Genomic DNA, 14,880 nt, shown 5'->3' on the forward strand with positions numbered 1-14,880 from the left:
GCTCATTCCACCATGTGGACATCGCTCATAGGTGTGGAGAGCGACAAAGAGGGGACCAACGCGGACAGATCCATGACCGAGGGCCCGAGAGCGGCACAGGCCTCATTGCCCGCAGCGCTTACGGCTCATGCCCGGTGGTTAAGGACTCGAAACCGCCGAGTAACGACTACTTATGCATGGCCCCGCATAGGACTGCAAGAGTTCATCCTACGGCGGTACCGAACAAGCTGCCCAGGGCGTACGTCACACCGGCCGCAGCGCCACCGAGGGCGAGCTGCCGGAGTCCGCTGAACCACCAGGAACGCGCGGTCACCTTCGCCACGACGGCACCGCAGGCGAAGAGCCCGATCAGCGCGAGCAGCAGGGCCGGCCAGAAGGTGTCGGCGCCGAGCAGATACGGCAGCACCGGAAGCAGGGCGCCGAGCGCGAAGGCGCCGAAGGAGGAGACCGCAGCGACGGTCGGCGAGGGCAGATCGCCGGGGTCGATGCCCAGCTCCTCGCGCGCGTGGATCTCCAGGGCCTGCTCGGGGTCCTTGGACAGCTGCTTGGCGACCTCACGGGCGAGCCCGGCCTCGACGCCACGCGACTCGTACAGCGCGGCGAGCTCCTTCTCCTCGTCCGCCGGGTGCTTGCGCAACTCCCGCCGCTCCACGTCGAGTTCGGCCTGGACGAGCTCACGCTGCGAGGCGACGGAGGTGTACTCGCCCGCTGCCATGGAGAAGGCGCCCGCGGCGAGTCCGACCAGGCCCGTGACGACGATGGTCTGCTGCGCGACGGCTCCGCCCGCGACACCGGTCATCAGGGCCAGGTTGGACACCAGGCCGTCCATCGCGCCGAAGACGGCGGGGCGCAGCCAGCCGCCGTTGACGTCGCGGTGGGTGTGGTTGTCGCGATGCGCCTCGTGCAGCGTCGCTTCGGTCTCGATGATCGCCATGGTGGGCCCCCTCAGTGCTTGGACGATCTCGAAAGTACGCGCGAAAAATCGCCCTCGCCAGCAAGGAAGGCCGTACTTACCTGCATGAACATGGGTTCCTCGAACCGGTGATCGCATGGGTCGGAGGGGTGACTTCGGTGTCCCGGATGCTCGCGTCGGGGGTGCCGCGTGGCAGGGATGCAGACAGAGACGCAGGCAGACGCAGCCAGCGACTGCAGGCACACGTCTCGGCACCAGGAGGCACAGCATGACGGGCTTGACCGGTGTGACTGGAGTGACCGGAACAACCGGAGTGACCGGAACGACCGGCCTGAGAGAGCGGGCGCGCGGCGCGCTTCTCGGCCTCGCGGTCGGCGACGCGCTGGGCGCGCCCGCCGAGAACATGAAGCCGTCGGAGATCCGCCGCCGTTGGGGACGCATCACCGGGTACGTCGCCGAACATCCGGCGGGCACGGACGACACCGAGTACGCGATCTTCTCGGGGCTCCTCCTCGCCCGCCACGGCTCCGCGCTCACCGTCGCGCATGTCGAGGCGGCCTGGCACGAGTGGATCGCGGACCTCGACGAAGGCCCCTTCCGCGGCGCGGGCTTCAGCGAACGCGGCACGCTGGAGAACCTGCGCCGTGGCCTCGCGGCGCCCATCTCTGCGCAGCACCGGCACGCGTGGAGCGACGGCCTCGCGATGCGGGCCGCCCCGTTCGGGGTCTTCGCCCCGGGCCGCCCGGCCGAAGCGGCCCGGCTCGTCGCGATCGACGGCTCGGTCAGCCATGACGGCGAGGGCATCTACGGCGGGCAGGCGGTGGCCGCGGGGGTCGCGGCCGCGATGGGCGGGGCGCCGGTGCACTCCGTGGTGGCCGCGGCCCTGTCCGTCATCCCGATGGACTGCTGGACGTCCCGTTCGCTGCGGCGGGCGGTGGCGGTGGCCCACCGCGGCGAACGCGCGGTCCGCTCCGCGGTGGTGATCGGCGGCTACCCCTGGACCGACCTCGCCCCCGAGGCGGTGGGGCTCGCCTTCGGGGCGTACGCGTCGGCCTCCGGCCGTTTCTCCGACGCGGTGTTGACCGCCGTCAACATGGGGCGGGACGCGGACACCACCGCGGCGGTGGCGGGCGCGCTCGCCGGTGCCACCTGCGGCGCCTCGGTGATTCCACCGCCGTGGGCTGCGGCGATCGGCCCTGCGCGGGGCAGTTGCCTGCCCTCGATGCGGGGGCAGCATGTGCTGGACGTCGCGGACTTGCTTGTTTCTGACCGGGGGGTCTCGTGAGCGCGGACAGGCCCGCAGTCGACGTCCCTGCTGTGGGCAGGCGTTCCGCACGGCGGAACGGGTGGGCACAGCCCTTGATGCCGGGTGCGGATGAACCACGCGCTCAGAGAATCGCGGGCCTGCTTCTGGGCCTCGCCGCAGGCGACGCCGCCGGTTGGCCCGCGGCCAGGCACCGCGCAGCCCGCATGCCCGAGTGGACCCGCAGACTGACCCGCGAACTGGACACCTTCGCCGAGCAGAACGCCACCACCACCCTCCCCGTCCCCATCGCGCTCAACCAACCCCCGGAACCCCTCCGCCTCGGCCCATCGGACGACGCCGAATGGGCAGCCTTCACCGCCGAGGCACTGCTCCACGCAGCGGACGGGGCACTGGCCCCCCAGCTGCCCCAGGGCCGCAAGGTCCACGCAGCCCTGGACCGCGCCTGGAACACCCTCGCCGGCGAAATCGCCGCAGCAGCGGCCCGCGCCCCCGAGGTCGAGTCCGCGGTGCTCCCCCTTCGCGCCCGCATCTCCGTCCGCGCGGGCCTCGGCAACCTCGCCGCCGGTCTGCGCCCACCCGCCACCGGTCACGACAACCCCCACTTCTTCGACGACGCCGCCTGCGTACGCGCCTGCGTCCTCGCCCTGGTCCACCCGGGCGACCCCGAACAGGCCGCCGCACTGGCCGAGTTCGACGCCCGCTACACCCAGGACGGCGACGGCGTGCACGGCGCCCGCGCCATGGCCGCGGCGATCGCGGCGGCACTCGGCGGGTGGGACGTCGACGCGACGGTGGACGCCGCCCTGGCCCAGCTCCCCGAACACACGGAGATCGGCCGCAACGCCTGGCACGCCGTCAAACTCGCCCGCACCCAGGCCGAGGAGGACGGCGCGTTCGGCCTCGTCCCCCTCCTGGAGCACCAGATCGTCGACCACGTCTACAGCTACGGCATCGCCGCCGCCGAGACCGTCCCGGTCGCCCTCGCCCTGACCACCGCGGCCCGCGGCCGCATCCGCGACGCGGTGCCCGCCGCCGCCTGCCTCTCCCGCGTCGCCGACTCCGCCCCCGCCCTGGCCGGCGCGCTGACCGGCGCGCTCGGCACGGCATCCGCCATCCCCGAGGCCTGGCGCGACGCCTGCCGCACCCTCTCCGGCTGCGCCCTGCCCCGCCTCGCGGGCACGGACCTGGTGGAACTCGCCGGGCGCCTGGCAGCCACGGAACTGACCACTCCGGGAGGACAATTCCGACATGACGCCATCAACACCCCGGACACGCCCCGCTGAACTGCCTCCCACCGACCTGCCCCTCCCCGAGCGCATCACCGCCTGCCTGGTCGGAGCCGCCGTCGGCGACGCCATGGGCGGCCCGGTCGAGGGCTACTCCCCCGAGCAGATCGTCGAACGGCACGGCGGCCGCGTACACGGCATCGTCGGTCCCTGGAACGGCGACCGATGGCGCACCGCCCGCCCCATCGCGCCGTACCACAAGGGCGACGGGAACGTCACCGACGACACCTTGATGACGCACGCGCTCATCCGCGTGTACGCCGCCGTCCGCGACCACTTGGACGCCTACGCGGTCGCCGACCACCTGGTCCCCGACCTCATGACGAACCCCCGCTGGATCCCGGAACTCGAATCGGAGACGATCCCCCTCCACCGGATCTTCCTCGCCGAGAAGTGGATCGTCGCCCGCATCCATTACGGCCACGTCGACCCGCGCGAGGCGGGCACCGGCAACATCGTCAACTGCGGCGCGGCGATGTACATGGCGCCGGTCGGCCTGGTCAACGCCGCGAACCCGGAGGGTGCGTACGCCGAGGCCCTCGACATCGCGGGCGCGCACCAGTCGTCGTACGGACGTGAGGCGGCCGCGGTCTTCGCGGCGGCGGTGGCGGCGGCGTGCGCGCCGGGCGCGACGCCGACCTCGGTGATCGACACCGCCCTCAGTCTCGCGAAGGACGGAACGCGGGCCGCGATCGAGTCGGTGGCCGAAGTGGCCGCCCACCACCGGGACTTCGAGTCAGCGCTCGTCCCCCTGCGCACCGCGGTCACCCCCTTCGACACGGTCGGCACGGACTACCGCGCCCCGTCCCTCGGGGCCCGCCGCCCCTCCCGCCTGCACGCCATCGAGGAACTCCCGATCGCGCTCGGCATGCTCCTGGTGGGCGATGGCGACTACCGCCACACGGTCCTCGGCTCGGTCAACTACGGCCGCGACTGCGACTCCATCGCCACGATGAGCGGCGCGATCGCGGGCGCCCTGGGCTCGGGCGCACCGCCCGAGTGGGCCAAGACGGTCGCGGAGGCGAGCCGCCTGGACCTGCACGCCCCCGCGAGGACGCTCACGGAGGTCACCCAGGAGATCTTCACCCGCGACGTACGGCGCCGCCGCGCCCACGAGACGGCATACGCGACCCTGACGGCCACGCCATGATCCGCCTCACCTGGGTCCAGCCGGAGGACTTGGTGGGCCACGAACTCCGCCAGGCGGAGGAAGAGGGCAAGGACGCAAGCTCGGTACGCTCCCGCTGGCTGACAGCAGGCGGCCACCTGGCCCCAACGAGAGCGGGCGCATCCCCGACCGCACCGTCCCCCCAACTACGGGCCCTGGCTGTACAGCTCTTGGACGAACTGTCCTCGCCGTTGTGGGCAGGCGTTCCGCAAGGCGGAACGGGTGGGCACAACGCCACCCACCGACCCGCACGGGAGAACAAGGCCCCGCGGCAGGCGGTTTCGGGAAGGGGCGGGATTGGGGAAAAAGAAGCCCTACGTCACCGCCTGCACGCCGCCTGGCTGGGCAGAGCAGCAGGGTGCCTCCTGGGCAAACCAGTGGAGAAGCTCCCCCTCACCGCCATCAGAAGCCTCGCCCAAGCAACGGGCAACTGGCCCCTGAACACCTGGTTCACGGAAAGAGGTGTCCCGAGGGAACTCCGAGAGGCCCACCCCTGGAACAAGCGCTCCGCACAAAACTCCCTCGCCGAAAACATCAACGGCATGCCCGAGGACGACGACCTCAACTACCCCCTCCTCAACCTCCGCCTCCTCCAACGCCACGGCAGCGACTTCACCACCACGGACGTGGCAAGGCTCTGGCTGGACGAGCTCCCCGCGGCCCGCACCTTCACCGCCGAACGCATCGCCTACCGCAACCTCCTCAACGGCATCGAGCCCCCGCACACCGCCACCCACCACAACCCCTTCCGCGAATGGATCGGCGCCCTGATCCGCGCCGACGTCCACGGCTGGACCCACCCCGGCGCCCCCACGGCGGCAGCCGCCGGCGCGTACCGCGACGCGTGCCTCACGCACACCGCCAACGGCGTGTACGGAGCGATGTTCGCGGCGGCCACCATCGCCGAGGCGGCGGCAGGCACCGGAGACGTCCACCACTGCCTCCGCACGGGCCTCACCGTCGTACCACCGGACTCGCGCCTGGCCCGAGCGGTACGCCACAGCATCCAACTGGCCACGAGAACAGCGGACTTCGACCAAGTGGTCGACGAGCTGCACGCCACCTACGGCCACCACCACTGGGTACACGTCATCCCCAACGCCGCCCTCCTGTCCGCCGCCCTCACCCACGCCGAAGGCGATTTCACCGGCTCCATCACCCGCGCGGTCTCCGGCGGCTGGGACACCGACTCGAACGGCGCGACCGCGGGCTCGATCGCGGGCCTGCTCGCGGGCCACCCGGACGCGCTGCCCGACCGCTGGACGTCCCCCCTCAAGAACCGCCTCGCCAGCTCCGTCCCCGGCTTCGACGGCATCGGCTTCGACACCCTCGCGGACCTCACCACCGAACTCGCCCTCACCACCGAACGCGCCCAGGAGATCCAGGAGACCCCCCGCCCATGACCCACATCGCCGTGCTCGGCAGCACGAACATGGACCTCGTCGCGTACGTCGCCAAGGCCCCGCAGCGCGGAGAGACCGTCACCGGGCGCGAGTTCCGTACGCTCCCCGGCGGCAAGGGCGCCAACCAGGCCGTCGCGGCGGCCCGCGCGGGCGCCGACGCCGTGTCGATGATCGGCGCGGTCGGCGCCGACGCCTTCGGCACCCAGCTGCGCGCCGCGCTCGAACACTCCGGCGTCGACACCGACCTGCTGCGCACGGTCGACACCGCGGCCACCGGCACCGCGCACATCGTGGTCGACGACGAGGGAGGCAACGCCATCGTCGTCATCCCCGGCGCCAACGCCACGCTCACCGCGCTCGCCCCCGGCGACGAGGGCCTGATCGCCTCCGCCGACACCCTGCTGCTCCAGCTGGAGATCCCCGTCGAGGGAGTGCTCGCCGCGGCGCAGGCCGCCCGCAGGCACGGCGTGCGCACCATCCTCACCCCGGCACCCGCCCAGCCTCTGCCCCCCGAACTCCTCGCCGCCACCGACCTGTTGGTCCCCAACGAGCACGAGGCGGCCACCCTCACCGGCCTGCCCGATCCGCACGCCGCCGCCCGGTCGCTGCTCTCCCAGGTCCCCGAAGTCGTCGTCACGCTCGGCGCGCGCGGCAGCCTGTACGCGGCGCGTGGCGCGGAGCCGGTCATGGTGGAGGCCCCGCACGTCACCGCCGTGGACACGACCGGCGCGGGCGACACGTTCGTCGGCACCCTCGCGGTGGCCCTTGCCGAGGGCGCCTCCGTGCCGGAGGCGCTCGCGTGGGCGTCGTCGGCGGCCGCGCTCTCCGTCCAGCGCCCGGGGGCCTCTGCGTCCATGCCGTACCGCTCCGAGATCGACACCCTGACGAACGGAGCCGCATCATGACGGCACCCCTCTCCGGCACCACGGCCCCCCTCACCGGCCTCCGCGTCCTCGACCTGGCGACCCTCTTCGCGGGCCCGCTCGCCGCCACGATGCTCGGTGACTTCGGTGCGGAGGTCATCAAGGTCGAGCACCCGCGCAAGCCCGACCCGTCCCGCGGACACGGCCCGTCGAAGGACGGCGTCGGCCTGTGGTGGAAGCTCCTGGGCCGCAACAAGCGCACGATGACGCTGGACCTCTCCGCACCGGGCGGCCGCGAGACCCTCCTGCGCCTGGCCGCCACGGCGGACGTGATCGTCGAGAACTTCCGCCCGGGGACCCTGGAGAAGTGGGACCTGGGCTGGGAGGAGCTGAGCGCGGCGAACCCCCGCCTCGTCCTGACCCGCGTCACGGGCTTCGGGCAGTTCGGCCCGTACTCCCGCCGCCCCGGCTTCGGCACGCTCGCCGAGGCGATGAGCGGCTTCGCCGCGATCACCGGCGAGCCGGACGGGCCGCCGACCCTGCCGCCCTTCGGCCTCGCCGACTCGATCGCGGGTCTCGCGACGGCGTACGCGGTGATGACGGCACTCGCGGCCCGCGACCGGACGGGCAAGGGCCAGGTGGTGGACATGGCGATCATCGAGCCGATCCTCACGGTCCTCGGCCCGCAGCCGCTCTGGTACGACCAGCTGGGCCACGTGCAGCCCCGCACCGGCAACCGCTCCACCAACAACGCGCCCCGCAACACCTACCGCACGGCGGACGGCAGTTGGGTCGCCGTCTCCACGTCCGCCCAGTCGATCGCGGAGCGCGTGATGCGCCTGGTGGGCCGCCCGGAGCTGATCGCCGAGCCCTGGTTCGCGTCGGGCGCGGACCGCGCGGCCCACGCGGACGTGCTCGACGGGGCGGTCGGCGGCTGGATCGCGCGGCACACCCGCGCGGAGGTCATCGAGGCCTTCGAGAAGGCGGAGGCGGCGGTCGCCCCCATCCAGGACGTACGCGACGTCATGACCGACCCCCAGTACGCGGCTCTGGACAGCGTCACCACGGTCGACGACCCGGAGCTCGGCCCGCTGCGCATGCAGAACGTCCTGTTCCGCCTCTCCGAGACCCCGGGCTCGATCAGCTGGGCGGGGCGCGCTCACGGAGCGGACACAGAGGCCGTGCTGACCGAACTGGGCCTGACGGGCGAGGAGATCGCGGGCCTGCGCGAGGCGGGCGCGCTGTGAAGGAAACTCCTCTGACCTGGCTGTACGCGCCCGGAGACCGGCCGTCCGTCGTGGCGAAGGCGCTGCTCGCGGGCGCCGACGTCGTCATCGTCGACCTGGAGGACGCGGTCGGCCCCGACCGCAAGGAGTACGCGCGAGCGGCGACGGCCGAGCTGCTCACCGACACCCACGCCGTCCCGGTCCACGTCCGCGTGAACGCCCTGGACGGGCCCCTGGCCGACGCCGACCTCCGGGCCATCGCCCACCTGCCCGGGGTCTCCGGTCTGCGGCTGCCGAAGGTGACCTGCCCCGCCGACGTCGTCCGCGTCGCGGAGCGCTCGGCCCCCGCGGACGGCGGCGCCCCCGCCCTGCACGCCCTGATCGAATCGGCCGTGGGCCTGGAGCACGCCTTCGCCATCGCCACCGCGCACCCGGCCCTGCACGGACTCTCCATCGGCGAGGCGGATCTCCGCTCGGACCTGGGAGTACGTGACGACGCGGGCCTCGACTGGTCCCGCGCGCGCGTGGTGGTGGCCGCGCGGGCGGCGGGCCTGGCACCGCCCGCGCAGTCGGTCTACGCCGACATCCGTGACATCGCGGGCCTGACGGCGTCCTGCGCGCACGGCCGTTCCCTGGGCTTCCTGGGCCGCGCCGCGATCCACCCCCGTCAGCTCCCCGCCATCGAACGCGCCTACCTCCCCACCGTGGAGGAGATCGACCACGCCGAGCGGATCGTCAAGGCGTCCACGACGGAGTCGGGCGCCCTGGCACTCCCGGACGGCACCTTCGTGGACAAGGCCGTGGTGGAGGGGGCGCGGCGAGTCCTGGAGCTCGCGCGGCGGTGCCCCTAGCGATGCGTGGTTCATGGCGATGGGGCCGCCGGATCGGTGATCCGGCGGCCCCATCGACGTACGAAGCAGGGAGCGTGTCAGCCCTTCTTGGCGGACCCGGCTCCGTCCTTGTCCTTGTCCTCGTCCTTGTCCCCTGTGTCCGGAGAGGCGTCGGCTTCGGCGTCGTCGGCCTTGTCCTTGTCCTTGTCCAGGGACGGCTTCGCGTCAGCGTCGCCCTCCGCGGCTTCCTCACCGGCAGGCACGGGCTCGACGATCTCCTCGCGCCCGGGGCGGGACCGCGCGGAGAGCACGAAGTACACGACGGCGAGGATGAACACGCCGATGGCGGTCCACACGTTGAGCCGCAGACCGAGGACGTGGTGCGCGTCGTCGACCCGCATGTACTCGATCCAGCCGCGGCCCGCGCAGTACGACGCGACGTACAGCGCGAACGCCCGGCCGTGTCCCAGCTTGAAGCGGCGGTCGGCCCAGATGACCAGGAAGCCGACGCCGATGCACCAGAGCGACTCGTAGAGGAACGTCGGGTGGTACGTGCCGGGCACCCGGCCGTCCTCCGCCGACGTGATCTTCAGCGCCCACGGCAGGTCCGTGGCCTTGCCGTACAGCTCCTGGTTGAACCAGTTGCCCCAGCGGCCGATCGCCTGGGCGAAGGCGATGCCGGGGGCGAGTGCGTCGGCCCAGGCCGGCAGCGGGATGCCGCGCCGGCGACAGCCGATCCAGGCGCCGACCGCGCCGAACGCGATCGCGCCCCAGATACCGAGGCCACCCTCCCAGATCTTGAAGGCGTCCACCCAGTCACGGCCCTCGCTGAAGTACAGCTGGTAATCCGTGATCACGTGGTAGAGACGCCCGCCGACGAGGCCGAACGGCACGGCCCAGACGGAGATGTCGGCCACGGTGCCTGGGCGGCCTCCGCGAGCGATCCACCGCTTGTTGCCGAGCCAGACGGCGACGAAGACGCCGATGATGATGCAGAACGCGTAGCCGCGCAGCGGAATGGGTCCGAGTTCGACCACACCGCGCGACGGGCTGGGAATGAAGGCAAGGTCCATGGCAGGTCCGACGCTACCGTGCCGGGCGGTGCCCAAGGCAACCAGCCCGGCTACGTCTCCATAACAGGGGCTCATTACAGACGCCCATGACGAACCCTGGAGAGACCCGCTCCGAGGCGCCGCTAGCCCTGGTTGGCTTCCTCGACCTTCGCCTTCAGCTTCGCCGGGGTCAGCGGATTCTTCTGGTCACCGAAGATGTTCTTCCCGTCGAGCAGCACGCTCGGTGTGCCCTGCAGGCCCGCTTCCTGGAATGCCTTGTTCGACTTGTTGGCCCAGCTGTCGTGCTTGCCGTCGTCCACGCACTTCTTGAAGGTGTCGGTGACGAGGCCGTCCACCCCGCCCGCGAGCTCGATCAGCTTGCTGTTCTTGCTGAACGCGTCGTCCGTCTCCGGGGGCTGGTTCGTGAACAGCACGTCGTGGTACGGCGTGAACTTCCCGGCGTCCTGGGCGCACGCCGCCGCGTTGGCCGCGCGCAGGGAGCCGCTGCCGCCCATGTTCCCGTCGATGATCGTGGCCAGGTGATACTCGACCTTGAGCTGGCCCTTGTCGGTGAGCTCGTGGATCGTCTTGCGATACGTGTCCTCGAACTGCTTGCAGGCGGGGCAGCGGAAGTCCTCCCAGATGGTGAGGGTGGACTTGGCGCTGTCCTTGCCCACGGGGATCGCGAGCTGATCCTCGCCGCTCGCCCCCTTGGGGGCGGACAAGGGGCCCGAAGTCTCCTTGTCGTCACCCGAGTTGGCAGCGACCAGACCGGCCACGGCGGCGAGCGCGAGCACGCCCACGACGGCGGCACTCACGATCAACACCCTGCGCCGCTTGTCCCGCGACTTCTGCCGCTCTCGCTCTTCCGCCAGCCGGTCGCGGGCCGCGCGCTTTCCCTCACGGTTCTTCTCGCTCACACCCCGCCAACGAACCGGGGAGGCACGAGCAGCCTCCCCGGTCCCAGGTCCACCCATACGAGTTACGCGGTGCCGCGAACTCCCTTTGCGAGATCACCCGCGAGTTCACGGACGGCGGCGAGGCCCGCGGCCTCGTCCTCGGCGTCCAGCATCCGCTGGACGAAGGCGGAGCCGACGATCACGCCGTCGGCGAAGCCAGCGACCTCGGCGGCCTGACTGGCGTTGGAGACGCCGAGGCCGACACAGACCGGCAGGTCGGTGGTGGCCTTGGTGCGCCGGACCAGCTCCTGCGCCTGCTCGCCGACGGACGCGCGGGTGCCCGTGACGCCCATCAGCGAGGCCGCGTACACGAAGCCGGAACCGGCCGCCGTGATCGTGGCGAGCCGCTCGTCCTTGCTGCTCGGCGCGACGACGAAGACCGTCGCGAGGCCGTGCTTCTCGGCGTGCTCCCTCCAGAGCGCCGACTCCTGGACGGGCAGGTCGGGCAGGATGCACCCGGCGCCGCCCGCTTCGGCGAGCTCGGCGGTGAAGCGCTCGACGCCGTAGCGGTCGATCGGGTTCCAGTACGTCATGACGAGCACCGGCTTGCCGGTCGCCTCAAAGGCCTCGCGCACCGTGCGCATCACGTCGGCGATCTTCAGGCCCGCCTTGAGCGCGATGTCGTCGGCGGTCTGGATGACGGGGCCGTCGAGGACGGGGTCGCTGTGCGGCAGACCGACCTCCACGACATCGGCGCCGCCCTCGAAGACGGCCTTGACGGCCGCGATGCCGCCGTCCACGGTCGGGAACCCGGCAGGGAGGTAGGCGATGAGGGCGGACCGGCCCTCGGACCTGGCCGCGGCGAGGGTCTCGTCCAACAGCTGGATGTTGCCGCTCACTTGGCGTCCCCCTCGATCTCCGCGGCACCGGTGCCCGCGTCCGCCTCGACGGCGGCGTCCGTGTCGTACAGGCCGAAGTAGCGGGCGGCCGTGTCCATGTCCTTGTCGCCGCGCCCGGACAGGTTGATGATGATCAGCCCGTCCTTGCCCAGCTCCTTGCCGACCTCCAGCGCCCCGGCGAGCGCGTGGGCGCTCTCGATGGCCGGGATGATGCCCTCGGTGCGCGACAGGAGGCGCAGGGCCTGCATCGCCGCGTCGTCGGTGACCGCGCGGTACTCGCCGCGGCCGCTGTCCTTGAGGTAGGCGTGCTCGGGGCCGATGCCCGGGTAGTCGAGTCCGGCGGAGATCGAGTAGGGCTCGGTGATCTGCCCTTCCTCGTCCTGGAGGACGTACGACCGCGAGCCGTGCAGGATCCCCGGCTCACCGGCGGTCAGCGTGGCCGCGTGCTCGCCGGTCTCGATGCCGTGGCCCGCGGGCTCGCACCCGATGAGCCGGACACCGGCGTCCGGGATGAAGGCGTGGAAGAGGCCGATGGCGTTCGAGCCACCGCCCACACAGGCGACGGCGGCGTCGGGCAGACGTCCCGCGCGCTCCAGGATCTGGCGCCTTGCCTCGACCCCGATGACGCGGTGGAAGTCGCGCACCATGGCGGGGAAGGGGTGCGGGCCCGCCACGGTCCCGAAGAGGTAGTGCGTGCGGTCCACGTTGGCGACCCAGTCGCGGAACGCCTCGTTGATGGCGTCCTTCAGGGTCCTGCTGCCGGACTTCACGGCGATGACCTCGGCGCCGAGCATGCGCATGCGGGCCACGTTCAGGGCCTGGCGCTCGGTGTCGATCTCGCCCATGTAGATGGTGCATTCGAGGCCGAAGAGCGCACAGGCGGTGGCGGTGGCGACGCCGTGCTGACCGGCGCCGGTCTCCGCGATGACGCGGGTCTTGCCCATGCGCTTGGTGAGCAGGGCCTGGCCGAGCACGTTGTTGATCTTGTGCGAGCCGGTGTGGTTCAGGTCCTCGCGCTTGAGGAAGACCCGTGCGCCACCGGCGTGCTCGGCGAACCGGGGCACTTCGGTGAGGCTGCTGGGGCGGCCGGTGTAGTTGACCAGGAGGTCGTCGAGCTCGCGGGCGAACTCGGGGTCGCTCTTGGCCTTGTCGTACTCGACGGCGACCTCGTCCACGGCGGCGACGAGAGCCTCCGGGATGAACTTGCCGCCGAACGCGCCGAAGTAGCCTTCGGTGCTGGGGATTTGCCCCTCCGGGTCAGGGATGAAGTACTCACTGGGCATGGCAGATCCTAGGTAGGGCTGGCGATGACGATGAGCGCTGGTGCGCCCCGTCAGGGGCGCGGGGAACTGCGCGACAAGCCCAGGACGGGCCGCAGGCGCGACGAAACCCTGGCCGGCAACGGCGCGGGGCTCCTCAGTTCAGGCGGCGCACAAGGCGCCGCTCGGCCATCGCATCCCGGGGATCTGCCCCGGCTCCGCACCGATGTGGTACCGCACCCGCCGCCCCCGCACGCGCCGCGCAGGCGCCCGGCAGCCGCGAGGGCGGCAGCCGGGTGCGAGGCGGGCGAAGGCGGTCATCGGGAGGGGTCAGCTCCGCCCGTGGCGCAGGGCCGGGTGCGCGCCCGCGGCGACCAGGTCGGAGACCGCGCCCTTCGGGTCGCGGCCGGTCACCAGGGACTCGCCCACGAGCACCGCGTCGGCGCCCGCGTTGGCGAACGCGATGAGGTCGTGCGGCCCGCGCACGCCGGACTCGGCGATCTTGACGACGCTGTCCGGCAGCTCGGGCGCGACGCGCTCGAAGGTGGAGCGGTCGACCTTCAGGGTCTTGAGGTCGCGGTTGTTGACGCCGATGACCCGCGCGCCCGCGTCCACGGCCCGCTCGGCCTCGTCCTCGTCGTGCACCTCGACGATCGGCGTGAGGCCGATCGAATGGGCGCGCTCGATGAGGGACTCCAGGGCGGGCTGCTCCAGGGCGGCCACGATCAGCAGGGCGAGGTCGGCGCCGTAGGCACGCGCCTCCCACAGCTGGTACGAGGTGACGATGAAGTCCTTGCGGAGCACCGGGATGTCGACCTTGGCCCGGACGGCCTCCAGGTCGGCGAGCGAACCGCCGAAGCGGCGCTCCTCGGTGAGCACGGAGATGACGGCCGCGCCGCCCGCTTCGTAGTCGGCGGCGAGTCCTGCCGGGTCGGCGATCGCGGCGAGCGCGCCCTTGGACGGGCTGGAGCGCTTGACCTCGCAGATGACCTTGACGCCGTCGCCGCGCAGCGCGGCGACCCCGTCCTTGGCCGCGGGAGCCTTGGCCGCGCGCTCCTTGAGCTCGTCGAGGCTGACGCGCGCCTGCCGTTCCGCGAGGTCGGCACGGACTCCGTCGATGATCTCGTCGAGCACACTCACGCGAGCGGCCCCCTTCCCTGACGGTGAAGCTTTTGTTTGAACCTCAAGCTGTTCGGTTGCCTCATCCGGCATTCCGATGGTCACTGCGATGGTATCCGCAGGAGGGCGAAGGCCCCGCATCCGGTTGACGCCAGTCCCACGACCTGGACACCTGAAACCCCCGCTGCCTGCGGTTTCTCGAAATATCAAGGGTGCAGCCATGCCCCGAACGGCAGATTGCGTACGAGGGTGAACACGGCGATCAGCACCCCGATCCCGTACAGCTGTGCGGGCCCCAACTCGATCCGCAGCCGTCGTCCGCGCGCCGCGCGGGCCGCCCAGAGGGTCCATACGACCGCGAAGACGCCGTAGCCCACGACAGCGAGCGCGTTGGCGCCCAGTGCCGTGGTGAGGTCTCCGTGGATGAAGGCGTGGGCGCTGCGCAGTCCGCCGCAGCCGGGGCAGAAGACGCCGGTGAGCTGCAGCAGCGGACAGGTGGGGTAGTGGCCGGGTTCGTTCGGGTCGACCGTCCCGACGTAGGCGAAGGCGGCGATCACCGAGCCGAGCACTCCGACGGGCACGGCGAGCCGCCGCAGTGCGGTGCCGGCCGGTGGTGCCGCGCTCTCGGGTTCAGCGTTCACCCGATGCATTCTGCCCTTCGGCGGCGGCCCGTGCCCGGCAGGGAAACGCGAAAAG

Annotated in this window: 14 protein-coding genes; 7 read left to right on the plus strand and 7 right to left on the minus strand. The window is 71.9% G+C overall.

All coding sequences use genetic code 11. The features are described from left to right. Window positions 1-202: 202 nt before the first annotated feature. The gene (locus ABZ833_RS13315) at window positions 203-934 is read right to left on the minus strand and encodes a VIT1/CCC1 transporter family protein (protein ID WP_361045329.1); all 732 of its coding nucleotides are present in this window, start codon (window positions 932-934) and stop codon (window positions 203-205) included. A 247-nt stretch (window positions 935-1,181) separates the two neighbouring features. Here ABZ833_RS13315 and ABZ833_RS13320 point away from each other — a divergent pair, with 247 nt between their 5' ends. The 7 genes from ABZ833_RS13320 to ABZ833_RS13350 all read left to right on the plus strand — a co-directional run bounded on the left by ABZ833_RS13320 (window position 1,182) and on the right by ABZ833_RS13350 (window position 8,977). After that, on the plus strand, window positions 1,182-2,198 hold the full coding sequence (locus ABZ833_RS13320; RefSeq protein WP_361045331.1) for an ADP-ribosylglycohydrolase family protein: 1,017 nt from the start codon (window positions 1,182-1,184) through the stop codon (window positions 2,196-2,198). 77 nt (window positions 2,199-2,275) lie between these two features. After that, entirely contained in the window at window positions 2,276-3,463 is a 1,188-nt protein-coding gene (locus ABZ833_RS13325; RefSeq protein WP_361045334.1) for an ADP-ribosylglycohydrolase family protein, read from the plus strand. Further along, a complete protein-coding gene (locus ABZ833_RS13330) occupies window positions 3,429-4,616 on the plus strand; it encodes an ADP-ribosylglycohydrolase family protein (RefSeq protein ID WP_361045337.1) in 1,188 nt (395 codons plus the stop codon). The genes ABZ833_RS13325 and ABZ833_RS13330 overlap by 35 nt, the downstream gene beginning before the upstream one ends. Next, window positions 4,613-6,037 carry an ADP-ribosylglycohydrolase family protein gene (locus ABZ833_RS13335; protein WP_361045340.1) on the plus strand — a complete coding sequence of 475 codons (1,425 nt, stop codon included), beginning with the start codon at window positions 4,613-4,615 and terminating at the stop codon, window positions 6,035-6,037. Before ABZ833_RS13330 ends, ABZ833_RS13335 begins: the two co-directional genes overlap by 4 nt. Continuing rightward, window positions 6,034-6,942, plus strand: a complete 909-nt coding sequence (gene rbsK, locus ABZ833_RS13340; protein ID WP_361045342.1) for a ribokinase — start codon at window positions 6,034-6,036, stop codon at window positions 6,940-6,942. Before ABZ833_RS13335 ends, rbsK begins: the two co-directional genes overlap by 4 nt. Beyond that, entirely contained in the window at window positions 6,939-8,147 is a 1,209-nt protein-coding gene (locus ABZ833_RS13345) for a CoA transferase (protein WP_361045344.1), read from the plus strand. Before rbsK ends, ABZ833_RS13345 begins: the two co-directional genes overlap by 4 nt. After that, window positions 8,144-8,977 carry a CoA ester lyase gene (locus ABZ833_RS13350; protein WP_361045346.1) on the plus strand — a complete coding sequence of 278 codons (834 nt, stop codon included), beginning with the start codon at window positions 8,144-8,146 and terminating at the stop codon, window positions 8,975-8,977. Before ABZ833_RS13345 ends, ABZ833_RS13350 begins: the two co-directional genes overlap by 4 nt. A gap of 77 nt (window positions 8,978-9,054) precedes the next feature. Here ABZ833_RS13350 and lgt read toward each other — a convergent pair whose 3' ends face one another. The 6 genes from lgt to ABZ833_RS13380 form a co-directional block, all read right to left on the minus strand. Next, complete coding sequence (lgt, locus tag ABZ833_RS13355; RefSeq protein ID WP_361045349.1) at window positions 9,055-10,029, minus strand: prolipoprotein diacylglyceryl transferase; 975 nt, start codon at window positions 10,027-10,029, stop codon at window positions 9,055-9,057. A 122-nt stretch (window positions 10,030-10,151) separates the two neighbouring features. Next, window positions 10,152-10,928: a thioredoxin domain-containing protein gene (locus ABZ833_RS13360; protein WP_361045351.1), complete on the minus strand. Its 777-nt coding sequence runs from the start codon at window positions 10,926-10,928 to the stop codon at window positions 10,152-10,154. Window positions 10,929-10,990: 62 nt separating this feature from the next. Next, window positions 10,991-11,806, minus strand: a complete 816-nt coding sequence (gene trpA / locus ABZ833_RS13365; RefSeq protein ID WP_361045354.1) for a tryptophan synthase subunit alpha — start codon at window positions 11,804-11,806, stop codon at window positions 10,991-10,993. Then, window positions 11,803-13,089 carry a tryptophan synthase subunit beta gene (gene trpB / locus ABZ833_RS13370; RefSeq protein ID WP_361045357.1) on the minus strand — a complete coding sequence of 429 codons (1,287 nt, stop codon included), beginning with the start codon at window positions 13,087-13,089 and terminating at the stop codon, window positions 11,803-11,805. Before trpB ends, trpA begins: the two co-directional genes overlap by 4 nt. Window positions 13,090-13,395: 306 nt before the next feature. Next, entirely contained in the window at window positions 13,396-14,205 is an 810-nt protein-coding gene (trpC, locus tag ABZ833_RS13375; RefSeq protein ID WP_249590480.1) for an indole-3-glycerol phosphate synthase TrpC, read from the minus strand. Between the two features lie 185 nt (window positions 14,206-14,390). Further along, a complete protein-coding gene (locus ABZ833_RS13380; RefSeq protein ID WP_361045361.1) occupies window positions 14,391-14,834 on the minus strand; it encodes a DUF2752 domain-containing protein in 444 nt (147 codons plus the stop codon). Window positions 14,835-14,880 lie beyond the last annotated feature (46 nt).

The sequence above is a fragment of the Streptomyces sp. NPDC047525 genome (assembly GCF_040643025.1).
Lineage (GTDB): Bacteria > Actinomycetota > Actinomycetes > Streptomycetales > Streptomycetaceae > Streptomyces > Streptomyces durmitorensis.